The 24,883-nt window shown below is 73.7% G+C and carries 24 protein-coding genes and 1 pseudogene; 16 read left to right on the top strand and 9 right to left on the bottom strand.

Going from position 1 to position 24,883, the window contains the following annotated elements; all coding sequences use genetic code 11:
• Positions 1 to 114: 114 nt before the first annotated feature.
• Positions 115 to 966, top strand: a pseudogene (locus ACIPLC_RS22555) (LysR family transcriptional regulator); the annotation flags it as partial.
• Between the two features lie 475 nt (positions 967 to 1,441).
• On the opposite strand, the gene ACIPLC_RS22560 reads toward ACIPLC_RS22555, so the two are convergent.
• The gene (locus ACIPLC_RS22560) at positions 1,442 to 2,272 is read right to left on the bottom strand and encodes an SAM-dependent methyltransferase (protein WP_400474785.1); all 831 of its coding nucleotides are present in this window, start codon (positions 2,270 to 2,272) and stop codon (positions 1,442 to 1,444) included.
• A 244-nt stretch (positions 2,273 to 2,516) separates the two neighbouring features.
• On the opposite strand from ACIPLC_RS22560, the gene ACIPLC_RS22565 reads away from it, so the two are divergent.
• The 6 genes from ACIPLC_RS22565 (at position 2,517) to ACIPLC_RS22590 (ending at position 8,106) form a co-directional block, all read left to right on the top strand.
• Complete coding sequence (locus ACIPLC_RS22565) at positions 2,517 to 2,864, top strand: PRC-barrel domain-containing protein (RefSeq protein WP_400474786.1); 348 nt, start codon at positions 2,517 to 2,519, stop codon at positions 2,862 to 2,864.
• A gap of 177 nt (positions 2,865 to 3,041) precedes the next feature.
• Complete coding sequence (locus ACIPLC_RS22570) at positions 3,042 to 3,308, top strand: metal-sensitive transcriptional regulator (protein ID WP_400474827.1); 267 nt, start codon at positions 3,042 to 3,044, stop codon at positions 3,306 to 3,308.
• A 339-nt stretch (positions 3,309 to 3,647) separates the two neighbouring features.
• Positions 3,648 to 5,081, top strand: coding sequence for an endonuclease/exonuclease/phosphatase family protein (locus ACIPLC_RS22575; RefSeq protein ID WP_400474787.1), 1,434 nt, complete (start codon positions 3,648 to 3,650; stop codon positions 5,079 to 5,081).
• A gap of 14 nt (positions 5,082 to 5,095) precedes the next feature.
• Positions 5,096 to 7,081, top strand: coding sequence for a phosphocholine-specific phospholipase C (locus ACIPLC_RS22580; RefSeq protein WP_400474788.1), 1,986 nt, complete (start codon positions 5,096 to 5,098; stop codon positions 7,079 to 7,081).
• A gap of 97 nt (positions 7,082 to 7,178) precedes the next feature.
• Positions 7,179 to 7,652 (top strand): VOC family protein, encoded by a 474-nt coding sequence (locus ACIPLC_RS22585; RefSeq protein ID WP_400474789.1) that lies wholly within the window; start codon positions 7,179 to 7,181, stop codon positions 7,650 to 7,652.
• A 4-nt stretch (positions 7,653 to 7,656) separates the two neighbouring features.
• Positions 7,657 to 8,106, top strand: coding sequence for an SRPBCC family protein (locus ACIPLC_RS22590; RefSeq protein ID WP_400474790.1), 450 nt, complete (start codon positions 7,657 to 7,659; stop codon positions 8,104 to 8,106).
• Between the two features lie 101 nt (positions 8,107 to 8,207).
• Here the strand turns inward: ACIPLC_RS22590 and ACIPLC_RS22595 are convergent, their stop codons facing one another.
• Positions 8,208 to 9,443 carry an aromatic acid exporter family protein gene (locus ACIPLC_RS22595; protein ID WP_400474791.1) on the bottom strand — a complete coding sequence of 412 codons (1,236 nt, stop codon included), beginning with the start codon at positions 9,441 to 9,443 and terminating at the stop codon, positions 8,208 to 8,210.
• 113 nt (positions 9,444 to 9,556) lie between these two features.
• On the bottom strand, positions 9,557 to 10,297 hold the full coding sequence (locus ACIPLC_RS22600; protein WP_400474792.1) for a polyprenol monophosphomannose synthase: 741 nt from the start codon (positions 10,295 to 10,297) through the stop codon (positions 9,557 to 9,559).
• 228 nt (positions 10,298 to 10,525) lie between these two features.
• Between ACIPLC_RS22600 and ACIPLC_RS22605 the strand changes: the two genes are divergently transcribed.
• A complete protein-coding gene (locus ACIPLC_RS22605; RefSeq protein ID WP_400474793.1) occupies positions 10,526 to 11,299 on the top strand; it encodes a hypothetical protein in 774 nt (257 codons plus the stop codon).
• 10 nt (positions 11,300 to 11,309) lie between these two features.
• Here ACIPLC_RS22605 and ACIPLC_RS22610 read toward each other — a convergent pair whose 3' ends face one another.
• The gene (locus tag ACIPLC_RS22610) at positions 11,310 to 12,902 is read right to left on the bottom strand and encodes a N,N-dimethylformamidase beta subunit family domain-containing protein (protein WP_400474794.1); all 1,593 of its coding nucleotides are present in this window, start codon (positions 12,900 to 12,902) and stop codon (positions 11,310 to 11,312) included.
• 388 nt (positions 12,903 to 13,290) lie between these two features.
• On the opposite strand from ACIPLC_RS22610, the gene ACIPLC_RS22615 reads away from it, so the two are divergent.
• A complete protein-coding gene (locus ACIPLC_RS22615; protein WP_400474795.1) occupies positions 13,291 to 15,192 on the top strand; it encodes an amino acid transporter in 1,902 nt (633 codons plus the stop codon).
• A gap of 100 nt (positions 15,193 to 15,292) precedes the next feature.
• Here ACIPLC_RS22615 and ACIPLC_RS22620 read toward each other — a convergent pair whose 3' ends face one another.
• Together ACIPLC_RS22620 and ACIPLC_RS22625 are read right to left on the bottom strand one after the other, a co-directional pair.
• The gene (locus ACIPLC_RS22620) at positions 15,293 to 15,562 is read right to left on the bottom strand and encodes a GlsB/YeaQ/YmgE family stress response membrane protein (protein WP_400474796.1); all 270 of its coding nucleotides are present in this window, start codon (positions 15,560 to 15,562) and stop codon (positions 15,293 to 15,295) included.
• Positions 15,563 to 15,714: 152 nt separating this feature from the next.
• Entirely contained in the window at positions 15,715 to 16,425 is a 711-nt protein-coding gene (locus tag ACIPLC_RS22625) for a TetR/AcrR family transcriptional regulator (RefSeq protein ID WP_400474797.1), read from the bottom strand.
• Between the two features lie 114 nt (positions 16,426 to 16,539).
• Between ACIPLC_RS22625 and ACIPLC_RS22630 the strand changes: the two genes are divergently transcribed.
• Positions 16,540 to 17,739 carry an FAD-dependent monooxygenase gene (locus tag ACIPLC_RS22630; RefSeq protein ID WP_400474828.1) on the top strand — a complete coding sequence of 400 codons (1,200 nt, stop codon included), beginning with the start codon at positions 16,540 to 16,542 and terminating at the stop codon, positions 17,737 to 17,739.
• Here the strand turns inward: ACIPLC_RS22630 and ACIPLC_RS22635 are convergent.
• The gene (locus tag ACIPLC_RS22635) at positions 17,723 to 19,609 is read right to left on the bottom strand and encodes a hypothetical protein (RefSeq protein ID WP_400474798.1); all 1,887 of its coding nucleotides are present in this window, start codon (positions 19,607 to 19,609) and stop codon (positions 17,723 to 17,725) included. The two genes, ACIPLC_RS22630 and ACIPLC_RS22635, sit on opposite strands and share 17 nt — an antisense overlap.
• Before the next feature lie 322 nt (positions 19,610 to 19,931).
• Here ACIPLC_RS22635 and ACIPLC_RS22640 point away from each other — a divergent pair, with 322 nt between their 5' ends.
• Together ACIPLC_RS22640 and ACIPLC_RS22645 are read left to right on the top strand one after the other, a co-directional pair.
• Complete coding sequence (locus ACIPLC_RS22640) at positions 19,932 to 20,561, top strand: CBS domain-containing protein (RefSeq protein WP_400474799.1); 630 nt, start codon at positions 19,932 to 19,934, stop codon at positions 20,559 to 20,561.
• A gap of 149 nt (positions 20,562 to 20,710) precedes the next feature.
• A complete protein-coding gene (locus ACIPLC_RS22645) occupies positions 20,711 to 21,361 on the top strand; it encodes a beta-glucanase (protein ID WP_400474800.1) in 651 nt (216 codons plus the stop codon).
• Between the two features lie 10 nt (positions 21,362 to 21,371).
• Here ACIPLC_RS22645 and ACIPLC_RS22650 read toward each other — a convergent pair whose 3' ends face one another.
• Positions 21,372 to 21,743: a hypothetical protein gene (locus tag ACIPLC_RS22650; protein WP_400474801.1), complete on the bottom strand. Its 372-nt coding sequence runs from the start codon at positions 21,741 to 21,743 to the stop codon at positions 21,372 to 21,374.
• A 156-nt stretch (positions 21,744 to 21,899) separates the two neighbouring features.
• On the opposite strand from ACIPLC_RS22650, the gene ACIPLC_RS22655 reads away from it, so the two are divergent.
• Positions 21,900 to 22,244: an SHOCT domain-containing protein gene (locus ACIPLC_RS22655; protein WP_400474802.1), complete on the top strand. Its 345-nt coding sequence runs from the start codon at positions 21,900 to 21,902 to the stop codon at positions 22,242 to 22,244.
• Between the two features lie 117 nt (positions 22,245 to 22,361).
• On the opposite strand, the gene ACIPLC_RS22660 is transcribed toward ACIPLC_RS22655, so the two are convergent.
• Positions 22,362 to 22,772, bottom strand: coding sequence for an organic hydroperoxide resistance protein (locus ACIPLC_RS22660; RefSeq protein WP_400474803.1), 411 nt, complete (start codon positions 22,770 to 22,772; stop codon positions 22,362 to 22,364).
• A gap of 117 nt (positions 22,773 to 22,889) precedes the next feature.
• On the opposite strand from ACIPLC_RS22660, the gene ACIPLC_RS22665 reads away from it, so the two are divergent.
• The 3 genes from ACIPLC_RS22665 to ACIPLC_RS22675 all read left to right on the top strand — a co-directional run bounded on the left by ACIPLC_RS22665 (position 22,890) and on the right by ACIPLC_RS22675 (position 24,877).
• Complete coding sequence (locus tag ACIPLC_RS22665; RefSeq protein ID WP_400474804.1) at positions 22,890 to 23,363, top strand: MarR family winged helix-turn-helix transcriptional regulator; 474 nt, start codon at positions 22,890 to 22,892, stop codon at positions 23,361 to 23,363.
• Between the two features lie 255 nt (positions 23,364 to 23,618).
• On the top strand, positions 23,619 to 24,191 hold the full coding sequence (locus ACIPLC_RS22670; RefSeq protein WP_400474805.1) for an RNA polymerase sigma factor: 573 nt from the start codon (positions 23,619 to 23,621) through the stop codon (positions 24,189 to 24,191).
• Positions 24,188 to 24,877 (top strand): hypothetical protein, encoded by a 690-nt coding sequence (locus tag ACIPLC_RS22675; RefSeq protein ID WP_400474806.1) that lies wholly within the window; start codon positions 24,188 to 24,190, stop codon positions 24,875 to 24,877. The genes ACIPLC_RS22670 and ACIPLC_RS22675 overlap by 4 nt, the downstream gene beginning before the upstream one ends.
• The last annotated feature ends 6 nt before the right edge of the window (positions 24,878 to 24,883 follow it).

Consider the following 24,883-nt stretch of genomic DNA (forward strand, 5'->3'; position numbering starts at 1 on the left):
CCCGCTCGTACGACCCGCTGTGACCAGCAGCATCAAAGCGAGTGCCGTCGGCACAGATCAAACAACCGTGGGAGTGGGTCGAAACAACCTGGAGTTGTACCCCGAGGGAGGGCCACCCAGCAGGCCGCCTCCAAACGCATCGCCGCGCTGGAACAGGACCTCGGGGTGCGGCTGTTCACCCGCACCCCGCGCGGCGCCGAACTCACCATCGACGGCCAGGCGTTCCTGCCGCACGCCCGTGACCTGCTGCAGTCCGCCGAACGGGCCGCGGCCTCGGTGAGCCCCGGCACCCGGGCGCTGCGGGTGGACGTGATCGGCTCCCGGCTGGCCTCGGCGGCCCTGCTGCGGGACTTCCACCGGGCGCACCCGGAGGTCGAGTTGGAGGTGGTGACGCTGTTCGACGTCGACTCGGCCGTCAGCGCCATCCGGTCCGGCGCGATCGACGCATCCTTCCGGGCGGTGACCATGCCTGGGCGGGAACTGCCCGAGGAGATCGAGGCCCTCCGTGTCGTCGACGAGCCGCACCAACTCCTCACCGGTCCGGCCCACGCGCTCGCCGCCGCCCGCTCGGTCACCCCGGCGGAACTGGTCGGGCACCGGATCTGGATCCCGGGCATCGCCCCCGGCACCGAGTGGGCCGCGTACTACCAGGACCTGGCGGGGGCCTTCGGACTCACCATCGAGGCGACCGGGCCCAACTTCGACATCGAAGCACTCCTGGACGTCATCGCGGACACCCCGGGCCTGGCCAGCCTCGTCGGCGAGCGCACCCGCCTGGTCTGGCCCGCCGGCCACGACCTGCGCCGCATTCCCCTGCGCGACCCCACCCCGGTCTACCCCCACTCCCTCCTCTGGCGCCGCGACAACGCCCACCCCGCCCTCGCCACCCTCCGCACCCACCTCACCCCCACCCCACCCAGCCCCTCGCCCACCCCCACCTGGACCCCCACCTGGGCCCACCCGTAGCTCTCCGCCACCCCCGGGCTAAATCTGTAGACCGGCCTATATATTTTCCACGCCCGGCCCGTGGGGGCTCGATTCCGCGCAGGAAGTCGGCGGGCCCGACTTCCTGCGCGGAATCGAGCTCAGCGTGCCCCCGGGCGATAGGGAATCTGTAGACCGGTCGGTATATTTTCCTGGCTCGAAGCCTCCGACTCGCTGGTCACACAGGAAGTCGGCCGAGCCGACTTCCTGTGCGTGGGTAGGCGCACGCGCACAGAAGAGGCGGAGGTGAATATGTAGACCGACCGACATATTTCTTTCCCTAAGAGCGGCACGGCCCGACGGCCCGGAGTCCGGGCTCGCGCAGGAAGTCGGCGGGCCCGACTTCCTGCGCACAGGGCGGAATAGTCGGGTCGGGGCGTAGGGGCACTAAGGGGGAAGGGTGGAGGTGCGGGCAGGGAATCAGTAGACCGGTCGGTATATTCGCCCCGGGGTGGAGTCAGGGCTTGCGGCCGACCGCGCCGTAGATGCTGACGCGGTCGGCGCCGGGGGTGGGAGCGGTGTCGGGGCGCCAGAGGGGGACGGTGGTGACGCCGGGGTCGAGGAGGTCGAGGCCGTCGAAGAAGGCGTGGACCTCGTCGTGGGTGCGGCCGACGAGGGGGGCGGTGGCCTTGTCGTAGATGCCGGTGACGCGGTCGCGGATCTCGGCGGGGATGAAGTCGGCGGTGCCGTGCGAGAGGACGAGGTGGCTGCCGGAGGGGAGTGCGTCCATCAGCGTGTCGACCGCCTGGTACGGCTTGTCCTCGTCGCGCAGGAAGTGCAGGACGGCGGCCAGGACGAGGCCGACCGGTCGGGAGAAGTCGAGGAGCCCCGCGGCCTCGACGACGGCGAGTACGGCGGACGGCTCGCGGAGGTCGGCCCGGAGGACGGCGGTCCGCCCCGGTCCCGTGCCGGACATCAGGGCACGGGCGTGGCTGAGCACGATCGGGTCGTTGTCGACGTAGACGACCCGCGTGCCGGGATTGGCGGCCTGGGCGATCTCGTGGGTGTTGCCGGCGGTCGGGATGCCGGTGCCGATGTCGAGGAACTGGTCGATGCCGAGGTCGGCGACGCAGCGCACCGCGCGGGTGAGGAAGCCCCGGTTGGCCCGCGCGGTGGGGCGGAACTCGGGATTCGCGGCGAGCGCCTTCTCGGCGGCGGCCCGGTCGGCGGGGAAGTTGTCCTTCCCGCCGAGGTAGTAGTCGTACATCCGGGCCGGGTGCGGGATGTCGGGCCGCAGGTCGGCCGGGGTTCCGACCTCGCCGGGCTCCCACAGGTTCGCGTGTCCCACGGCCGCCACCTCCATCTGTCGACGATCGGGTGATCTGCTGGTGATTCCCTCGGCGGACAGCCTAAAGCCCAGGTCACGGCCCTGGTGGCGGTTGGTCGGGTCGCCCCTGTATGTCCGTTTTCGCCGCTCGTCGCGCGCCCCCGAACGTCCCGGTGGAGGATGGGAGGGCCCGGCGGCGAATCGTCGCCGGACGACGGAAGCGGAAAGACCGGGGGACGGGAGGTCCGACGCCGTGGTGATCGCTATGGCAGACATCCGCGAATGGCGCGGCCACGCCGTGGTTGACGAGAAGGGCCACCGCATCGGCTCGCTGGAGTCCGTCTACGTGGAGACGGCCACCGATCAGCCGTGCTTCGCCACCGTCACGGTCGGCCTGGCGACCAGGCGCCGCCTGGTGTTCGTCCCACTGGACGGGGCGGTCGTCGGGCCGGACCACGTCCGAGTGGCGTTCCCGAAGAACCGGGTCAAGCAGGCGCCGTCGATCGGCACCGACGACGTCCTGCCCGCCGAGGAGGAACCAGCCGTGTTCGCGCACTACGGGCTCCCGTACGAGACCGGCGCCGGCGGCGAGCGCCGCCTCGCCCGCCGCTGAACACCGACGCGACCCCACCCCCAAGCAAGCCCCCCCAGGCCCCAGGCCCGGCCTCCGGGCCCCGAGCCCGCGCCTGCCCGCATCGACCCGCCCAGCCCAGCCCGTCCGGGAACAGATGCCCCACCGGGTCCAGTCGTCAGCCGACAGCCGACAGCCGAGGCGAAAGGCGGCCCGGACCTGCAGGTGGACGAGGAGTCGGTCGGCGCGGTCCTGAACCGGCTGCGCCGTGCCCAGGGCCAGTTGGCCGGAGTGATCGCGATGATCGAGGCGGGCCGTGACTGCAGGGACGTGGTCACCCAGCTCGCCGCTGTCTCGCGCGCCCTGGACCGGGCCGGGTTCAAGATCGTGGCCAGCGGCATGCGCCAGTGCATGGCCGTCGCCGATGAGGACACCCCGCCGATGAGCGAGGCCGAACTGGAGAAGCTGTTCCTCTCCCTGGCCTGACCAACGCCCGGGAAGCGGGAAGGGGCAAGCGGGAAGGGGCAAGCGGGAAGCGGGAAGGGGAAGCACGAAGGCGGAAGCCAAGAGCCGCAGGAGCGCAGAGCCGCAGAAGCACAGGAGGGCCGCGACGGATCCCCGTCGCCCGTCACGGAGTTCCCGAACCGCCCGATGGGCCGTCATGCGTCGTTCATGTCCCGGTCGCTGACTTTCGGATGAATGAGGGCCGCCCACAGTTGTACAGCCAACTGCCGGGCCTTCCCTCCCCAACCTCCGTGACCAGCCGCGCGCGGACCCGGCGCCGACCCCCGGCGGACCGGGCCCCGGGCGGCGGACAGGACAACCGTGGCCGCAGGCAGCGCCCTGACCCTCACCTCCTCCGCCAACCCCACCGAAGGCGACCGGCTCACCTTCCACTGGAGCACCGACGCCCCCGACGCCAAGAACTGGGTCGGCGTGTACGACGGCGGCCGCCAGCCCGGCACCGGCGGCTCCCTCCTCTGGAAGTACGTCCCGGGCACCTCCGGCGACCTCCAGCTCGACACCTCCGCGCTGACCGGCGGCCCCTACACCGCCTACCTGCTCGCCAAGGACGGCTACGGCGTCCTCGCCCAGACGGCCCCGTTCAGCTTCCGCGCCAAACCGGCCGTCGTCCGCCCGCACAGCGCCGTCGACGCCCTCACCACCGCGCCCGTCGCCCCCGGCGCGGCGGTGTCCGTCAAGCTCGGCGGCCTCTGGTCCCGCCCGGCTGGCAACCCGGCGGGGTCCGCCGCCTTCCGCAAGGTCAGCGGGCCGTCCTGGCTGAACGTCACCGCCGACGGCACGCTCACCGGCACCGCGCCCGCGGCGGGCAAGAGCCCCGAGCTGGCGGTCGTCGGCGTCAAGGACAGCGCGGGTGCCACCGACACCGTCACCGTCCTCATCCCCGTCGCCGCCCCTGCCGCGCCGCCGCGCCTCAAGGCCGCCAGCTGGAACCTGCACGACGCGGGCTCCGGCTACACCGACGCCCTGGAGAAGCAACTGCGCGTGGTCCTCACCCAGGGCCTGGACGTGCTTGCCCTCCAGGAGACCGCCGGCGAGCGGGCGAAGACCCTGGCCGACGCGCTCGGCTGGTACGCCTACCAGAGCCCCGGCAGCGTCGGCATCCTGAGCCGCTACCCGCTCGCCGACGTCACCCCGGTGACCGCCGACCTGCCCGCCGCCGGGGCCACCCTCCAGCTCCCCGGCGGCCGGGTCGTGCGCTTCTGGGCCGCGCACCTCGACGAGGCCGGCTACGGCCCGTACGCGCTCCAGGACGGTCGGACGGCCACCCAGACGGAGGCGGCCGAGACCGCCTCGCTCCGGCTGAAGCAGGCCAAGGCCCTGGCCGTCGTGGTGCGCGCGGACATCGCCCGGCACACCCCGGTGGTGCTCGCCGGCGCCCTCTCCTCGCCGTCCCACCTGGACTGGACGGCCGCCACCGCAGCCGCGCACGGCGGCGTCGGGGCGCTCAACTGGCCCGTCAGCGTGGCCCTTCAGGGCGCCGGGCTGACCGACAGCTTCCGCGAGGAGAACCGCGACCCGGTCAAGTTCCCGGGCACCACCTGGTCGCCCACCCGCAGGCAGCGCGGCGCCAAGCCCGAGCCGCAGGACCGCATCGACTACGTCCAGTACGCCGGCCCGCTGAAGCTGGTCGAGGCGCACACCCTGGTCGCCGACTGGCCGCAGCCCGAGCCGAACACCGCCGCCAACGAGTGGCCCTCCGACACCGCCGCCGCCGTCGCCACCTTCCAGCTCTGAGAGGCCAGTTCGTGATGTCCGAGCTCTCCCGCCGCACCTTCGTCGGCGCCACCGCGGCCGTCGGCGCCACCGCCCTGACCGGTCTGGGCGCCGCCGCCGAGGCCGCCTCCGCCGCTGCCCCCGCCGCCGACCGGCTCACCGGCACCATCAAGGACGTCAAGCACGTCGTCGTGCTGATGCAGGAGAACCGCAGCTTCGACCACTACTTCGGCACGCTCAGCGGCGTCCGCGGCTTCGGTGACCGGCAGGCGCTCCAATTCCCGGACGGCGCCGACGTGTTCCGCCAGCCGGACAGCCGTCGCAGCGACGGCGGCGCCATGCTGCCGTACCGGATGGACACCTCGAAGTACAACGCGCAGAACGCCGGCGGCCTGGCCCACGACTGGGCGACCGGCCACCAGGCGATCAACAACGGTGCGATGAACAAGTGGATCGCCGCCAAGGGCGAGCGCACCATGGGCTACTTCACCCGGGACGACATCCCCTACCAGTACGCCCTGGCCGACGCGTTCACCCTCTGCGACGCCTACTTCACCTCCCTCGCCGGCCCGACCGACCCCAACCGGCTCTACCTCTGGACGGGCACCGCCGGCCCCGGCCGCGACGGCACCACCGGGCCGTGGATCGACAACACCCCGGTCACCGACAACCCCGTCGCCGACTGGACCACCTACGCCGAGCGCCTGGAGCAGGCCGGCGTCAGCTGGCGGGTCTACCACAACCCCAGCAAGGACGACCGCACCGGCGACTACGACGACAACGCCCTCTCCTACTTCAAGCAGTTCCACAACTTCCCGCCCACCGACCCGCGTTACATCAACGCGATGACCAAGTTCGACCCGGCCGACTTCGACCGCCACTGCAAGGACGGCACCCTGCCGACCATCTCCTGGCTGGTCGCCCCCTACCTCTTCTCCGAGCACCCGGAGGCCGGCCCGGCGTACGGGGCGCACTGGGTCAACCAGGCCCTCCAGTCGCTGATGTCAAACCCGGAGGTGTGGCAGCACACCGTCTTCCTGGTCATGTACGACGAGAACGACGGCTACTTCGACCACATGGTGCCGCCCACCCCCGAGCCCGGCACCCCCGAGGAGTTCACCCAGGGCCGCGCCATCGGCCTCGGCAACCGCGTCCCGCTGTGGGTCGTCTCGCCCTGGTCGCGCGGCGGTTGGGTCAACTCCCAGGTCTTCGACCACACCTCCGTGCTGCGCTTCATGGAGCTGGTCACGGGCGTCGCCGAGCCCAATATCTCGGCCTGGCGCCGGTCCGTCTGCGGCGACCTCACCAGCTGCTTCGACTTCGCCGCGCCGAACCCGTCCGTCCCGTCGCTGCCCGACACCACCGCCCTGATGGCCAGGGCCGACGCGGGCACCAAGCTGCCCGGCGTCGCCCTCCCGGCGGTCGGAGCCCAGTCGATGCCCGTCCAGGAGCGCGGCGAGCGCCCGCACCGCCCGCTGCCCTACCAGCCGTGGGCCGACGTGGAGGTGGACCGCAAGACCGGCAAGGTCACCTGCACGATGAGCAACGACGGCTCGGTGGCCTTCCCGTACACCGTCTACCCGAACATCGTGCTCCCCTTCGCGGGCACCCCGTACACCGTCGCCCCCGGCGCCACCGCCCGGTACGTCTGGGACGCCGCCACCACCAACGGCCGCTACGACTTCACCGTCCACGGCCCGGACGGCTTCGTCCGCCGCTTCGCCGGCACCGTGGTCCGCGACGGGCAGGACGGCCAGAACGACATCGGCGTACCGATCGTCACCGCCGACCTGCACGGCAGCGTGCGGCTCACCCTCCAGGTGGCCAACGACGGCATGACCGACGTCTCCTTCACCGCCGCCCCCAACGACTTCGCGGGCACCGCGCAGACCGTCCGGGTCAAGCCCGGGCAGCAGGTGAACCTGGCCTGGCCGTTGGACAAGCAGGGCCGCTACGACGTCGTCGTCACCGCCCACACCGGCCTGCGCTTCGTGCAGCGCTACGCGGGCTGGGTGCACTGACCCGGTAGCGGGAGGGCCGCGGTCCGGGGGCGCCGAACCGGTGACCCCCGGCCGTGGCTCGGCCGCCCGGGCTGGGCCCGGGGCTACCGTCGGGCGCATGCAGAAGATCACCACCTTCCTCTGGTTCGACGACCAGGCCGAAGCGGCCGCCACCTTCTACACCTCGCTCTTCCCCAACTCCCGCGTCACGCAGGTCACCCGCTACCCCGAGGCCGGCCCCGGCGGGGCCGGCTCGGTCATGACCGTCGCCTTCGAACTCGCCGGGCGGGAGTACGTGGCCCTCAACGGAGGGCCCGAGTTCCACTTCACCGAGGCCATCTCGCTGCAGGTGGAGTGCGACGGCCAGCAGGAGGTCGACGAGCTCTGGGCCAAGCTCACCGCCGACGGCGGCCAGGCGGGCCCGTGCGGCTGGCTCAAGGACCGCTTCGGCCTCTCCTGGCAGATCACGCCGCGCGTCCTGCTCGACCTGATCGCCGACGAGGACCGGGCCAAGGCCGGCCGGGTGATGGCGACGATGATGCGGATGCAGAAGATCGAGGTCCAGCCGCTGCTCGACGCGGCCAGGGGCTGACGCGATGGCCGCGCCCGCCCTCCGCAGCACCCTCTACCTGCGCGCCACCCCCGAGCGGGTCTGGCACGCCCTCACCAACGCCGACGAGTCCGGCCTCTACTGGGGCCACCGCAACGTCTCCACCTGGCTGCCGGGCGCGCCCTGGGAGCACCAGCGCGCCGACGGCCCGGGGATCGCCGACGTGGTCGGCGTCGTCGAGGCCGCCGACCGACCGCACCGGCTGGTCACCACCTGGGCGGGGCCCGAGGAGCGACGCCCGGGCGGCCCCTCCCGGGTCACCTTCGAGCTCCAGGGCTGGCACGACCTCACCCGGCTCACCGTCACCCACGACGCCCTGGCCGACGAGGCCGAGCGGGCGGACGCCGAGCGGGGCTGGTCGGCGGTGCTGTCCAACCTGAAGACCTACCTGGAGACCGGCCACCCGCTCCCGCAGGAACCCTGGTCGATGCCCTGAGCCCCCTGAGCCCCCCGACCCCCTGAGCCCCCCGACCCCCTGAGCCTCCGAGCCCCGGCCCTGAGCCCCCGACCCCCGGCGCCCCTGAGTTCGGCGTAGCGTCAGCGCCCGGCCCGCACCGCCGGGCGCGCCCGCTCCCCCCGGACGAACCGGCGCAGCCCGGCGAACCGCGAGAACCGCTCCCGGCTCGCGACCGAGGCCCGGTCCAGCTCCTCCATCAGCCGCCGGCTGCGGTGCTCCAGGTCCAGTTCGTCCAGGATTCGGTCGACCTCGGCCAGTATCGAACCGTGCAACTGCCACGCCTCCGGGTGCTCCCGCACCTGCTGCAGCAGCACCTGGGCGACGTTCTCCCGGCAGGCCCAGGCCGCGGCCAGCTCGGCGGTCAGCCGCCGCTCCGCCTCCTCGGCGTTGCGGCTCACCTGGGTGGTGACCAGCACCGCGAAGCTGACCATGGCCCCGCCGACGTGCGCCAGCAGTTCCTCCAGGCCCACCGCGATGTCCGGCGGGAACAGCCGCTCGCCGGGCGCGCGCCGCTTGGCCAGGTCGGTCAGCGAGCGGGCCAGCACCCGGATCACCACCACGCAGATCTCCAGGGTGTCCAGCCCGGTGCGCAGCACCAGTCGGGACAGCAGCCCGTCGCCGATCCGCGGATTGAGCCGCAGGCTGTCCTCCGCCTGGCGCAGCGCCGCGTCCACGTCGGCGATGGCCTGGTCGAGCCGGCGGGCCTCGTGCAGCCGCTCGGCGGCCCTGGCGACCGGGGTCGGACGGCCCAGCTGTTCGGCGATGTCCAGCAGCAGCTGGCGGGCCCGCCGGGCGAGGTCCTCGATCGACTCCCCGGCGGTGTCCACCCAGAGCGGCGGGGCGAACAGCAGGTTGAACAGCAGGCCGACGGCGGCGCCGATCAGCGTCTCCAGCACCCGGTCCCAGGCCTGCGAGGCGAGTCCGCTGACGCCCAGGATCAGCATGGCGCTGATCGCGACCTCCTGGACGAACTCCTCGACCCGGACGAACCGGCCGACGACCAGCGAGGCCAGGATGATCAGTCCGAGGCTCCACCAGGAGAGCCCCACCACGGCGCTGAAGCCGGTCGCGATCAACACCCCGACCACCACCGAGTTGACCCGGCGGATGCTGGTCTTGAGCGTCGAGTAGACGGTAACCTGCACCACCAGCAGGGCGGTGAGCGGGGCCGTCAGCGGGGCCGGCTCACTGCTGAGCCGGGTGGCCACCGCGAAGGCGAGGGTGGCGGCCACGGTGGCCCGCACGGTCTGGACGACGAAGGGATCTCGGGCACCGCGGCGGATCAGGGCCGTGAGGGACTCCGGGAGAAGGGCCATGTCGCCCTTCTTTCCCCGTGGCCGCCGTTCACACCGCGAGCCGCCCGACCGGCACCCGTATGCCCGGGCCGTATGCCCGGGCCGTATGCCCGGGCCAGGGCCCGGGTCACGGCCTACCGCGGGTCGTGGCGGTTCAGCCGCAGCTTCCAGGGCGCCAGCGCGGACTCGACCTGCACCCCGATGCTCATCTTCGACGCGCCCTCGATCCGCTCCTCGAAGCGGATCGGCACCTCGCGGATCGTCAGGCCGCGCCTGACGACCCGGTAGTTCATCTCGACCTGGAACGAGTACCCGCTGCTCTGCACGGTCGGCAGGTCGATCGCCCGCAGGGTGCTCGCCCGCCAGGCCTTGAAACCGGCGGTGGCGTCCCGGACGCCCAGGCCGAGGATGGTGTTGACGTAGAGGTTGGCCCAGGCGGACAGCGCCTTGCGGTGCCAGGGCCACTCCGCGGCGGTCGAACCGCCGGGCACGTAGCGGGAGCCGAGCACCACGGCGGTGTCGTCGGCGAGCAGGGCCCGGACCATCGCGGGTATCGCGGAGGCGGGGTGCGAGAGGTCGGCGTCCATCTGGACCACGACGTCGGCGTCCTCGTCCAGGGCCCGGGCCATGCCGGCCAGGTAGGCGCGGCCGAGGCCGTCCTTCTCGGTGCGGTGCAGCACACCGACCGTGCCGCCGGACTCCGCGGCGAGCTTGTCCGCGATCTCACCGGTGCCGTCCGGCGAGTTGTCGTCGACCACCAGCAGGTGCAGGCCCGGTACCGGGAGGTCCGCGAGGAGACCCGCGAGGACCGGAAGGTTCTCCCGCTCGTTGTACGTGGGGACGACGACAACGACCTTCGGGGAGGCCTCGACCATGTTCTGTTTCCCTCGTGCCCTTTCCGGCCGGCACCCGTGCCACACCGGACGGTTGTCCTTGACGACCTGCTGTGGATGAGACCGTGTGAGTGTACCGGTGCGGTGGAGGGTCCCTCGCCCCGGGCGAGGGCCTCGGCGGAGCCCACCACGCCCCGGAAACCAGTTCGACTGCGATGCGTGACTGTGGCAGGCTGCCCTCGCCCCGATCCGCAGACCCGGAGAACTTCTTTGACGATCCGTCGCACCGCCGCCCTGTCCGTCACCGCCGCCGCCCTCACTCTGACCTCCGTCGCGGGCTGCGGCGAGAAGGACGCCCGCTCGACGCCGGCCGCGAGCGCCCCGGCCGTCGGCGCGTCGGCGGACGCCACCGGGGCGTTCGACCCGGCGGCCGCGATCGCCCACCGCGATCCGGCCCCGTACGCCGCGTCCCTGAAGCTGACCACCGAGGCGGGCGAGGGCGACGAGCAGGTGCGCATTGTCGTCACGGGCCGGGGCAACCTCAACACTCCGACCCGCGGCAACCACACGGACGGGGAGACCACCGCCGGCGGGTTCCTGACCCTGAACCGGGTGGAGTCGCTGACGGTGGACGGCACCAGCTACATGCGCGACAAGCAGAAGCCGGAAGCGGGTTGGAAGAAGGTCCCGTCCTCGACGGACTCCGATGAGGACGCCAACCACTACACCGACTACGCCAAGGTCCTGCTCGCCGCCGGCCCCGCGGCCCGCAAGGGCATGGAGGTCGAAAGCGGTGTCCCGGTGTTCCACCTGGGCGCGAAGCTGTCCGTGGAGCAGGTGCGCCGCGCGGACCCGTCGAACGCCTCGCGGATGGAGTCCGAGGGCGTGGACACGCTCGACTACCAGCTGTGGATCGACCGGTTCGGACGCGCCGTCCGCGGCGAGCAGTCGATGACGGTGCGGGGCAAGCTGACGGTGGTCAAGGGCGCCTACTCGGACTTCGGCCCGCCGGAGACCTTCGTCGCCCCCCTCGTGAGCGGCTGAGCCGGGCGCGCTACGCCCCGCCGTAGACGGTCGCGAGGTTGTCCCGTGCCGGGTGGGTGAGGCCGGCCGGGCCGGCGGCGAAGGTGCGCAGGACGTTCTCGGTGACCCTGCGGACCAGGTCCCCGGCCCGGGCGTCGATCCCGTGGTCGGCGCTGCCGCCCCCGGGGCCGTGCGCGTCCAGGGTCTCCACCCAGCGCATCGTCCCGGAGGCGAACACCCCGGCGCCGCTCGGCACGGTGTAGTACGCGGTGTCGGAGTGCGAGCGGCGGCCCTCGCAGACCACGGGGGAGTGCGCGATCACCTCGATCGGGCGCGGGGTGGGGAAGGCGGTGTCCACCCGGTCGTACTCGACGCCGACCAGGTGCGGGAAGGACGCTCCGGCGGCGACGCCGGTGCCCTCGAACGCCCAGTGCTCCGGCGAGCCGACCACGTACGGGGCGTCCACCGGGTAGCCGTCGTAGATCACGCCGAGCATCGAGCTCTCCGGGTCGGCGTCCGGGCCGGCCCGGAAGTCGGTGGTCGCCGGGGCGCCGGCCTGGCGGCCCGGGTCCTGCGCCCACGCGTCCTTGTAGCAGACCACCGTACGGTCCGGGCCCAGCTCCGAGGGCTCGAAGCGGACCCGGCGGTAGCAGCAATTGGCGCCCAGGACCGCCAGGTTGGTGCCGGCGTCGCGGGCCGCGACCACCTGGGCGCGCTGCTCGGGGGACCAGTACTCGTCGTGGCCGAGCGACAGGACGGCGCTCGCGCCGCGCAGCAGCCCGGGCTCCCGGGCCACGTCGATCCCGGTGGTGTAGGCGAGCGGCAACCCGAGCCGCTCGGCGAGCGCGACCAGCGGCGCCTCGTACACCAGGAACAGCCCGGCGCCGTGGTCGTAGCCGTAGGGCCGGTCGAAGACGACCCGCAGCGACCGGGTGGCCAGCCCGCCGGTGGGGCCGTTGTAGAGGCTGTACCCGCCCCACTCGTTGTACGCCTGCCAGGTGGTGGGGGCGCTCATCACCACCGTCCGCCCGGCGGTGGCGGCGGAGCGGACGGTGAGCGGGACGTAGCGCTGGCCGGAGCCGTCCTCGGCGTCCAGACGCAGGAGGTAGGCGCCCTCGGGCCAGCCGGTGGTGTCCACGGTGAGGGTGCGCTGCCAGCCGGTCAGCACGGTCCGGGTCGCGGGGTCCACGTGCGGGGCGGGCTGCCGGCCGCCCGGGACGTGCTCGCGGCGCCAGACCAGGCGGGCGCGGGCGCCGTCGTACCAGCCGGTGCGGTAGGCGGAGACGGTGAAGGCGGCGGCCGGGGTGGAGACGTGCAGGCCGAACTGCTCGCCGGGCAGCACGCTGACCCGGTCGGCGAAGCCCTCGATGGCGCCGGCGGAGCCGGGGTTGGTGATCTCCCAGTCGGGTGTGCCGGGAAGGGACTGCTCGGTGGTCGGGCCCACGCGCTGGTCGGCGGTCGGGCCGCCGTGATCGGGGGAGGGGCGCGGGTCGTCGCTGTCGGACGAGGGGTTCGGGGCGGGGTCGGGGCCCGGGCGGCGGGTGCCGCAGGAGGTGGTGGCCGCCGCCACCAGACCCAGGCCCAGGCCCAGGCCCAGAATCCCCCGCCGACTCGGTTCCGTCACCGCTGCCTCCCTGGTGTCCGTCCTCGACAACGATGCACTCCTGCAATGATGCACTCCTGCAACGATGCACCCCTGCGTCGATCGCGCGGACATCCTCACCCGTTCCGGGCACCGCGCGTGGCCCGCCGCGCCGGGACGACCGGCACGGCGGGGCGCCGCCCGCCACCGCTGAGAGCCGTCCGGGGTACCCCGGGCGTGTCCGGACGCGCCGCTCCCCGGCGGCGCCGATCCGGTCCCCTAGCCTGACCAGGCCCGCCGTCCGGCGGCCTTGGGGGGCCGGAGCCGCGCGCGGCCGGCCGACTCGTGGACAGGGGTGCAGGTGGTTTCGTCGGGTTCGGCCGATCCGGGGGTGGCGCCCGCGACCCACGGCGCGAGGTTCCGGGCGTGGATGCTGGAAGGCCTGTCGGACATGGCCAAGCAGCACCCCGGCCCGCACGCCCAGGCGCCGCACGTCAAGGGCCAGCGCTGGTGGCGGGTGATGTGCCTGACCGGCCTGGACTACTTCTCCACGCTCGGCTACCAGCCCGGCATCGCCGCCCTCGCCGCCGGCCTGCTCTCGCCGCTGGCGACCATCGTGCTGGTGGTCGTCACGCTGCTCGGCGCACTGCCCGTCTACCGGCGGGTCGCCCAGGAGAGCCCGCACGGCGAGGGCTCGATCGCGATGCTGGAGCGGCTGCTGTCGTTCTGGCAGGGCAAGCTCTTCGTGCTCACCCTGCTCGGCTTCGCGGCCACCGACTTCATGATCACCATCACCCTGTCCGCCGCCGACGCGACCGCGCACCTGGTGGAGAACCCGCATCTGCACAGCGCGCTGACCGGCAAGCAGGTGACGATCACCCTCATCATGGTGGCCCTGCTCGGCGGGGTCTTCCTCAAGGGCTTCAGCGAGGCGATCGGCATCGCCGTCGGCCTGGTCGCGGTCTACCTCGCGCTGAACGTCGTGGTGGTGGCCAACGGCCTCTGGCACGTGCTGAAGTCCCCGCACGTCGTCGGCGACTGGACCGACGCGCTCACCGCCGAGCACGGCAACGTGATCGCGATGATCGGCGTCGCACTGATCGTCTTCCCGAAGCTGGCGCTCGGCCTGTCGGGCTTCGAGACCGGCGTCGCCGTGATGCCGCACATCGAGGGGGACCCGGACGACACCGAGGCGAAGCCCACCGGCCGGATCCGCGGCGCCCGCAAGCTGCTCACCACCGCGGCCGCGATCATGAGCTGCTTCCTGATCACCACCAGCCTCATCACCACCCTGCTGATCCCCGCCGCCGCCTTCAAGGCCGGCGGCCCGGCCAACGGGCGGGCGCTCGCCTACCTCGCCCACGAGAACCTCGGCAACACCTTCGGCAGCGTCTACGACCTGTCCACGATCGCCATCCTCTGGTTCGCCGGCGCCTCCGCGATGGCCGGACTGCTCAACCTGATGCCGCGCTACCTGCCCCGCTACGGCATGGCCCCGCACTGGGCCCGGGCGGTGCGCCCCACCGTGATCGTCCTGACCCTGATCGCCTTCCTGGTCACCTGGCTGTTCGACGCCGACGTGGACGCCCAGGGCGGCGCGTACGCGACCGGCGTGCTGGTGCTGATCAGCTCGGCCGCCATCGCCGTCACCATCGCCGCCCACAAGGCCGGGCAGCGCCGCAGGAGGGTCGGCTTCGCCGTGATCGCCGGGGTCTTCCTCTACACCACGGCCGTGAACATCGCCGAGCGGCCGGACGGCGTCAAGATCGGCGGCTGCTTCATCGCCGGCATCATGCTGGTCTCCTTCCTCTCCCGGCTCAAGCGCGCTTTCGAGCTGCGCGTCACCGACGTGGTGCTCGACGACGTCGCCGAACGCTTCGTCCGGGACTACATGCACCGCCCGCTGCGGCTGATCGCCAACGAGCCGAACAGCCGGGACCTCACCGAGTACCGCGACAAGATCCGCCAGATCCGCGCCGACAACTCCATCCCGATCGAGGACGACCTGGTCTTCGTCGAGGTCACCGTGCTCGACCCGTCCGACTTCGAGGCCGAACTGACCGTGCGCGGCGAGGTGCTGCACGACCGCTACCGGGTGCTGACGCTGCAGAGCTCCAGCGTGCCGAACGCGCTGGCCGCCCTGCTGCTGCGGGTACGGGACCTCACCGGCCAGCAGCCGCACATCTACTTCGAGTGGACCGAGGGCAACCCCTTCGCCCAGTTCCTCAGGTTCTTCCTCTTCGGCCAGGGCGAGATCGCCCCCGTCACCCGCGAAGTCCTGCGCGAGGCCGAACCGGACCGCGGCCGCCGCCCGGCCGTCCACGTCGGCTGACCGCACCGCCCCGCCGAACGGGGCGGCCGCCTGCGCCTCCCGCCAGGGCCCGGCCGCCGGGCCGTGGCGGAAGTCCTGCAACTGCCGAGGGCAGTCCGGGTCAGCGGTTCGGGTGGGACTTGCTCCAGGCCGGGGCGACGAAGGCCACCAGGGCGACGGCGAAGCCGAGTTGGAGGATGTGCCGGATCCAGTCGATGCCCGAGGTGTGGCGGACGCCGATCCATCCGGAGACGGCGTTGCCGAGCCAGGCCCCGGCGGCGCCGAGCAGCATGGTCAGCCACCAGGGGATCGACTGCGGCCCGCGCAGGATCAGCTTGGCCAGTACGCCCAGCACGAAGCCGATGAGCAGAATCCACAGGAGCTGGAACATCGCAGTCCACCTTCCGGGCGCTGCCGGACAGACACCGGTGCGCCGAATCGCCGAGACGCGGTTCGTCCCATGATCGCCCGGATCGGCCGAACGGGCACGTCGGGAGCCAACGCCGCAGGTCGGCGGCCCGCTCGGCCCGGCCTCGGTGGCGGTCAGCCGGTGTCCGTGCGGCGGGTGATCAGGGCGGCGAGGCCGTCCAGGATGCGGTCCAGGCCGAAGTCCAGGGCCTGGTCGCGCCCGCCCTCCTCGGCCATGGCGGTGGCCAGGGCGGGGTAGCGGTCGGCGTGCCGGTGCACCAGCGTGCCGAGGGCGGTGAGGAGTTCGGCTTCGGGGGAGCCTTCGGGCCCGGCGGCGCGGGACTGCTGGGCGATGCTGCGGACGTGTCCGGCGAGCAGGACGGCGGCGTCCATCCGCTCGGGGCCGGTCAGCCCGTGGCCGTCGAGGGCGGCCACCACCCGTTCCAGCCAGGTGAGTTCCTTGGGGCCCATCACCCGGGGGCCGATGGTGGCGTCGAGCAGCCACGGATGGCGAATGAACGAGTCGGTCAAGTGGTGTGCCCAGGCGGTGAGTTGACCCCGCCAGTCGTGGGTGTGCCGGTCCTGCGGCGGCTCGCCGACGGCGGCCTCGACCATCAGGGCGACGAGTTCGGCCTTGCCGGGCACGTAGCGGTAGAGCGACATCTTGGTGAAGTCGAGCAGCCCGGCGACCTTCTGCATCGAGACCGCGCCCAGGCCTTCGGCGTCCGCGATCTCGACGCCCGCCGCCGCGATCCGCTCCAGGCTGAGGGCCGGTTTCGGCCCCCGGGTGGGCTTGGCCGCGGGGCCCCAGAGCAGCCGCACCGTGTCGTTCGCCGCCTCGCTCACATTCCGCTCCCGTCCTGGGGGTTGCTCGTCCGACCTAACTGCGTCTACCGTACACAGCAGCAAACAGTATCCGCTGGACACAGTTTCTCGATCCTCTCGGACGGAGTGGTTCCCCTGAGCACCAAGGTCCTGATCTCGGGCGCGAGCATCGCCGGCCCCGCCCTGGCCCACTGGCTCGGCCGGTACGGCTTCGAGGTCACCGTCGTCGAACTCGCCCCGGCGCTGCGCGGTGGCGGCCAGAACGTCGACTTCCGCGGCCGCACCCACCTGACGGTGCTGGAGCGGATGGGCGTCCTCGACGAACTGCGCGCGCTCGACACCGGCGGCAGCCCGATGACCTTCCTCGGCGCCGACGGCCGTCGACTCCTGCACCTGCCCGCCGAGTTCGCGGGCGGCGAACTGGAGATCCCGCGCGGCGAACTCGCCCAGCTGCTCCACCGGCACAGCCGCGCCCGCGCCGAGTACGTCCTCGACGACTCGATCACTGCCCTGGAGGAGACCCCGAGGGGCGTGCGGGTCGCCTTCCGGCGCGGCGCGCCGCGCGAGTTCGATCTGGTGATCGGCGCCGACGGGCTGCACTCCAACGTCCGCCGGCTCGCCTTCGGCCCCGAGCAGCGCTACGTCCGCCACCTCGGCTACTACGCGGCCACCTGGCAGTTTCCCAACGACCTCGGCCTGCCGCCCGGTTCGGTCGGCCTCAACGCCCCCGGCCGGCTCGCCTCGCTCGGCGCCGATCACCGCGACCCGACCCGCGCCGGCGCCTTCTGCCTCTTCGCCTCGCCCGAGCTGCGCTACGACCGCCACGACCCGGAGCAGCAGAAGGCACTGGTGCGGGACGCCTTCGCGGGCCTCGGCTGGGAGGTGCCGCGCCTGCTGGAGAGCCTGCGGCACGCCCCGGAGCTCTACTTCGACTCGATCAGCCGCGCCGACGTCCCCACCTGGTCCAGCGGCCGGATCGCGCTGCTCGGCGACGCGGCCTGCGGCGCCACCATCGGCGGCATGGGCACCGGCACCGCCGTGGTGGCCGCGTACGTCCTGGCCGGCGAACTGGCCCGGGCCCGCGGCGACCACCGCACCGCCTTCGCCCGGTACGAGCAGCTGCTGCGCGGCTACGCCCAGGGCTGCCAGAAGGGCGGGGACCGCACCGGCCCGTTCCTGGCGCCGCGCACCGCCACCGGCCTGCGCGTGCGCAACGGGCTGCTGAACCGGCGCTGGGTGCTGGACCGGATGCTGGAGCTCGGCAAGCAGGTCTCCAGCGTCGAACTGCCGGACTACGCGCGGGAGTCGGCCGACCGGTTCAGTGCGGCGGGCTGATCCGGGCGCCGCCGTCCAGGGCCGCCTCCACCTGGACGGCGGCCCGCGCCGGGCGCTCGACGGCCAGCGTGTGGTCCGGGGCGGGCCGGTCGGCGGACCAGTCCGGGCCCTTGACGGTGAGCCGGGTCACCCGTCGGCTGCCCGCCGCGAGCAGGAACTCCGCCCCCTGCGGGGAGCGCCACCAGGCCCAGCCGACGACGTCCTGCTCGAACCGGCTGCACGCCCGCCCCGGGCCGCCGCCGGTGCGCTGCGGGCCGTGGGCGGTCGGCAGCAGGACGGCGGTGGCGGCGCTGCCCTCGCCGGTCCAGCGGTCGGCGCGCAGGCAGACCCAGGCCGCCGAGCCCGCGTTCTGCGGCAGCGGCTGCACCGCGAAGGCCCACAGGTTGAGCTGCTTGACGCCCGGCGTGCCGTCCGGGACGGCGCAGCCCGCGCGGGCCCAGGCCAGCAGCGCGTCCTGGCCGGTGGCCTCGCGCGGCTCGCGGGCCGGCTGGGTGCGGTCCGGCGGCGGGGAGTAGGTCAAGTGCGCGGGGACGAGCCCGCCCAGGTCGGCCAGCAGGAAGGCGTGCTTCTCGGCGATGACGGGGGAGGAGTGCAGCTGGAGCACCGTGGCGCCGTGGCAGTCCGCGGGCCCACCGCCCGGGACCGCCGCCGTGACACCGTCGGTGTGGTCCAACGGCCTTGCCGGGGAGTCGGGTTGGTCGATCCGGCGGGTCTCGGCGGCGTCCACCCAGGGGGCCAGCAGATAGCGCACGGCGGTGCCCTGGCGGCGCAGCACCACCGCGCCCGCCGTGGTCACGTCCGAATCGTCGGCCCGGGCGAGGTCCAGGCCGCCGTCGCGTCCGTCGGTGTAGCGGGCGAGCCGCCGGCCGTCGAACAGCACCACCACGGCGGCGCCGTCGACCGTCCCGGCGAACAGCAGGCCCGGCGGGGTGGCGGGCGGCGCGGCGTCCACGCCCGGCTCGGCGCGGGTCTGCGGGCCGGGCCGCTCCCAGGCGGCCAGGGCGCGGCCGAGCAGCGCGCCGTCGTCGCGGCGGTCGCCACGGGCGGGCCAGGCGGTGAAGTCGACCCGCGCGGTGTGCTGCCACAGGTCCGGCGCGACCCGGGTCAGGCGGGCCGGGTCGGCCGCGGCGCCGGGCGGGGCGGGCAGCGGGCGGGCCGCGGGCGCGGCCGGGGCGGAGTCGGCCACCACGGCCGCCGTCGTGCTGAGCCCGAGCAGGCCGACCAGCAGCGCGGCGGTCCAGGCCCGGCGGCGGCGCAGCAGGTCGGCGGGCTGGACCCGCACCGCGCACGGGTCGAAGGCGGGCGGCTCCGGGTCCGCCCCGGCGGTCACGTCGGCCGCCGCCGCGACGGCCTCCTCGGGGTGCTCGACCCCGGCCTGCCGCAGCGCCTCGGCCGCCTGCTCCGGAGCCAGCCCCTCCACCGCGCGCAGGGCGAAGGCCGCCCGGGCGGGGGCGTCGAGCGCCGCGAGCGCGTGGTCCAGCGCCGCGTCCTCCTCGCCGCCGTGCGGGGTGAACAGCCGCAGTCCCCAGATCCGGGGCGCGGGCAGCCGCCGGGCAGGGTGCGGCCGCAGTGCGGCGCGCAGCACCCGCAGGCGCAGCGCGGCGTACACCGGGTCCTCGTCCGCCGCCGGCGGACCGGCCGGGCGGGCCGGGCGGGCCCAGCGGGAGGGCAGGGCGCGCTGGGCGGTCGCGTGCGCCGCCAGCACCCGGCTGTGCCGGTCCCGGTCGGCGGGCAGCGCGAGGTACGCCAGCCGGGCCAGCCTGCGGTAGTGGCGCACCAGCGCGGCCTCGGCCTGGGCCACCGGGCGCGCCGCGGCGCCCTGCGCCGGCGATGCCGCGCCCGCCGTCCCGCCCACCGTCCGTCCTGCCAACGGGCCCTCCCCGGATGCCGTGCGTGCTGTCGTGGTGGACGGTCCAACGAGTCGATCATGTGATGGTTGCGCCGTCCGGGTCGCCGGGTCGCCGGGTCGCCGGGTCGCTAGTTCGGCGGGCGGCGAGGCGTCGGTTCGGAGGGGTGTCGGATCCGCGTTCGGTGGACGGGCCCAAGGTCCCACCCGTTCAGCCCCTTGGCCCCTGGCGGTCCGTGCCGCCGGGCGCGATGCTGCCGGTACCGGCCGGGACGATCCGTGCCCGGCCGCAACAGTGTCGTGGACGAGGTGAACCGGCGTGCGGCATGCCACCGTCGAATCAGTGATGACCAGCCCCGTGGTCCGGGTCGCGCCCGAGACCGGCTTCCGGGAGATCGTCGCGCTGCTGACCGAGTACGACATCACCGGGGTGCCGGTGGTGGACGCCGAGGGGCGGCCGCTCGGGATCGTCTCCGAGGCCGACCTGTTGCGCACGCTGGCCGCGCAGGAGGATCCGGGTGTGCTGCTGCCCGCCCCCGAGGCGGCGTCGGCCGGCCCGGGCGGTGCCGTCACGGCGGCCGACCTGATGACCGCGCAGCCGGTCTGCACCACCCCCGGGACCAGCGTGGTCGCGGCGGCCCGGCTGATGAGCCGGCACGGGTTGAAGCGGCTGCCGGTGCTGGACGAGGACGGGCGGGTGACCGGCATGGTCAGTCGCGGGGACCTACTGCGGGTGTTCCTGCGCGAGGACGTGGTGATCCGGCGGGAGATCGTCGAGGAGGTGCTCGGCCGGATCGACGGGGTGAGCCCGGCGGAGATCGGCGTCGAGGTCGATCAGGGCCGGGTGGTGCTCAGCGGTACGGTGCCCGAGCCGTACCTGGTGCCGATCGTGCTGAACCTGTGCCGCTCGGTGGACGGCGTGGTCTCGGTCACCGACCGGCTCGGTGCGGGTGGGGCGGCCGCACCGGTGGGCTGATCCGTCGATCCTGCCATCCGACCGCTGCGTGCCGGGCGCTGCCCGGGCCTGGTCGGTTCGCTTCGCATACTGCGGAGCGTATCGGGTAAATCACTCCGTGTGCCCGGCGGGTCGAACTGTCGGGGCGCCGGAGCATTGCGGAGGCGGCCGTGGCAGTCGTGTTCGACGCGGACTTCACTTCGACCAGGCAGTGGACCGCCGGGCGCAGCAGTGCCTACCCCCGGATGGGGCCGACCAACCGGAGCGACCACAAGCTCGACTACCTCGGCCGCGCCTACTGCCCGGGCGGCGTGTTCAGCGCCGCCCGGCGGCACGTCGGCGGGCTCTGGACGTGCAGCCTGCTCACCACCGAGGGCAGTCCGGACGGCTTCCAGGTCCGCACCGGTGACCAGGTGACGGCCCGGATCACGCTGCCCGTCGAGCTGGGTGCCTGGCCGGCGCTCTGGACCTGGCGGGACGGCGGCAACGAGGTCGACGTCTTCGAGTACCACCCCGACCATCCGGACCTGCTGGAGTTCTCCAACCACGTCCGGGGCGGGTACCGGTACTGGCACGGCGCCGGCTCGGGGATCGCGCCCGGGGCGACCTTCGGCCTGCGGGTCGTGTTCGGGGCGAACTCGGTGGACTGGTACGTCGAGGACGAGCTGGTCTACGCGGACCTGCACGGGGTCGGTTCCGGCTGGCACGCGTACCTGATCGTCAACCTGTCGGTCGCGGACGGGACGTACCACGACCGGCCGCCGCTGGGCGGGCCGGACCGGCTCAGCTGGGTCTGCCACAGCCTTCAGGTCGAGCGCTGAGCGCACCGCCTCACGGGGCGAAGGCGGCGGTGATCGGGCCGCGCGGGCCGTAGCGCTGGAACCAGACCGTCCGGCGGTGCGCGCCGATGTGTGCGGGGTGGGCCACGTACAGGTCGTCACGCGGGGCGCGCTCGTTGCCGGGGGCCAGGGCCGCGTCCACGGCGCGTGCGGCGATGGCGTGCAGCAGGGCGGTGGCGGTGGCGTCGGCCGCGGGCGGGGCTATGGCGAGGGCGGTGAGCTCGGCCCAGAGCGCGGTGGAGACGTAGCTGATCGGGGAGTGGCCGAGCGCGGGGTGGGGGCGGTGGTCCCCGTGGCGCCGCAGCACCCCGGCCGCGACGAGGTGCTCGGGCGAGCGGTCGTCGGCCGGTGGGTGGTGGTTCATGGGCGGCAACGCTACCCCGGCGGGCCGGGAGCTCAGCGCCGGAACGTTTTCTCAGGCTTTCTTCAGAGCGCTTCGGCCCGGTGGGGGCGCACCATGGTGGTGAGGCGCTGATCACCTCGGCGGGCCCCGGCTGCGGGGCCGGAGGAGGAGGTCCTGATGAGGTACTGGCACGGACACGGCCACGTCCTGAGTGGCTGGGGCATCGGCGTGATGGCGATCGTGACGCTGCTGGTCCTGTTGGTGCTGGTGCTCGCCGCCATCGCCCTGTTCCGGTACGTGTCGCGTTCGCGGCGGCCGCTGCCGCACGGCCCGGCGGGTCCGGGTGCGGGCGTGGGCGTGGGCGCGGCGGGTCCGGGTTGGGGCGGGCCGCACGGCCCGGTGGCCGGGCCGGCGCCCGAGCAACTACTCGCGGAGCGGTTCGCGCGCGGCGAGATCGACGCCGAGGAGTACCGGCACAGGCTCGACACGCTCCGCTCGGTGAACGGGCCGGGCGACGGCTGAGTCGAGGCGCAGACGGGCCCGCCGCACGGTGGTGCGTGCGGCGGGCCCGTGCGCGGTGGCGGTCCGGCCGGCCGGTGCGACCGGCTCGGCCCGGGTGGCCTGTGCGACTCATGCGACTTATTCGACGACCAGCTCGACCGGGATGTTGCCGCGGGTGGCGCGCGAGTACGGGCAGACCTCGTGCGCCTGCTTGACCAGCTGCTCGCCGGTCCCGTCCGCGAGCGACTCGGGCAGTTCGACGCGCAGCACGACGGCGAGGCCGAACCCGGCGCCGTCCTTGCCGATGGACACCTCGGCGGTGACCGAGACCTCGCTGGTGTCGACCCGGGCCTTCTGGCCGACCAGGCCGAGGGCGCTGGCGAAGCAGGCCGCGTAGCCGGCCGCGAACAGCTGCTCGGGGTTGGTGCCCTGGCCGTTGCCGCCGAGCGCGGGCGGCATCGCCAGCGCGAGGTCCAGCTGCCCGTCGGAGCTGACGGCGCGGCCCTCCCGGCCGTTGGCGGTGGCGGCTGCGGTGTAGAGCGCGTCCATGGTCGGTTCCCTTCGTGTGCTCCGGCGGCCACCCGGGCCGCCCTCTGGAGATAAGTAGAGCACGCAATTCAATTGTGCACAACTAAATGGCGCGAGGGGGATCGGTACCATGGGGTCATGACCACGCTCCCCGGCATGGCGGACGAGGAACTGCTCCGCCTCGACCAGCAGATCTGCTTCTCACTGAACGCGGCCTCCCGCGCCTTCGGCGGCGTCTACCGGGTGCTGCTCCGGGACCTCGGGCTCACCTACCCCCAGTACCTCGTCCTGCTCGTGCTCTGGGAGGACGGCGACCTGCCCGTCAAGCGGATCGGCGAGCGTCTGCGGCTCGACTCCGGCACGCTCTCCCCGCTGCTCAAGCGGCTGGAGGCGGCTGGACTGGTGCGGCGCGAGCGCAGCCCGGAGGACGAGCGGTCGGTCACCGTGAGCCTCACCGCCGAGGGCTCCGCCCTGCGCGAGCGGGCCGGGCAGGTGCCGCGCCGGCTGTTCGCCGCGACCGGGCTGCCGGTCGAGGACCTGGCCGCGCTGCGCGTGCTGCTGGAGCGGGTGACCGCCGCGCTGGACTCGGCGGTGGTGGAACCGGCGCCGTAGCGGCGGCGTCCGCCCTGTCAAGTCGGCGACCCCCCGCCTGTGACGTGGGTCACGTGCGGCTGGTTCCCGGGCTCCCGCCGGGGTCGAACCGGCAGGTCAGCGCCGGTGCTCGAAAGTGAACGGAAACGGTCGCCAATTGTCCGCCCGATCCGGTCAACAACCCGCGCCGCCCGGACGGTTACACCACGAGCCCCCAGGGGCCGTCGGCGTGCCACCCGGTGGGCCGGCCAGCTGACCCACGAAAGGGGGGCGCGTGTGCTGAACACCCCCGGGCCGGGCGAGGAGCGGGACCTGCGGGCGGACCCGCTCGGCGACCTGCCGGCCGACTTCGAGGCCTTCTTCACCCATGAGCACCCGGGCTACCTCCGGTACGCCCAGCAGCGCCTGCGACACCGCGAGGACGCGCAGGACGCCGTCCAGAACGCGGGCGCCACGCTCTACAAGAACTGGCGCCGCGCCCTGGCCAGCGCCGACCCGCAGGCCTTCGCCTTCAAGGTCGTCAAGGACGCGGTGGTGGACCTCCTGCGCGAGCGCCGTCGCGCCGAACGCAAACGGCTGCGCGTCATCGCGCAGCGCCGCCCCGACACCAGCCAGGACGAACTGGACCAGCTGGCCGAACTCGACGCCCTGGACTGGGCGATGGAGGAACTCGCGCGCGCCGCCCCGGTCCAGGCCGACGTCGTCCGGCTGCGCCAGGCGGGCCTGTCCTACCCGGACATCGGCCGCAGCCTCGGCATCGCGCACACCACCGCCCGCACCTACTACAGCCTCGGGCGGCGCCACCTGGAGTACCTGCTGGAGCAGCCGGACGACGGGCAGACACCGTGAAGGTCACCGAACTGCTGCGGGCGGATGCCGCCCTGCTGGAACGCGAGTTCCGCGACCACGACCCGGTCGCCTTCACCCGCCGGCTGGCCGAGCGCCTTGCCGCCGCCCGCCGACCCGCGCCGACCGCCCGTGAACGCCCGGCCCGCCCGCCCGCGAACGCCCGCCCGCCGCACGCCTCCGGCGAGCCCCCGTGGGCCGGCGGCCGGGCCGAACTCCGACGCGACCTGCGGCACCTGTGCGCCACCGTGGCGGGCGCGGTGGAACCGGGCGAACTGGCGCTGGACCTCGAACTGGCCGAGAAGACGGCCTTCCGCACCCTCGGCTGCCTGCTCTACGGGATGGGCCGCACCGCGGACGGCGTCTTCTGGTGGCGGATCGCCGCCCAGTACGGCGACCAACTGGCCGTGCACTGCCTGGCCGTCCACTACGCGGCCGAGGGCGAGGCCCGGGACGCAGCCCGTTGGGCCGCCCAGGCCCAGGACCTCAGCGCCCCCGGCCACCTGCCCGCCCTGGCCCCGGACGCCGGGCCGGGCGGCGCCGCGCATCTGGCCCGTGAGCTGGCCGAGCGCTACGACGGCGAGATCCTGCTGACGCTCAGGGACGTGCTGGCGGTGCGGCCGGGGGCGGACGGCGGACGGCTGGGCGTGCGGTCGGTGCGGGGGAGAGGTGCGGTGCGCATCCGGTGAGCAGGG

It is taken from the genome of Kitasatospora sp. NPDC086801 (assembly GCF_044745805.1).
Classification (GTDB): Bacteria; Actinomycetota; Actinomycetes; order Streptomycetales; family Streptomycetaceae; genus Kitasatospora.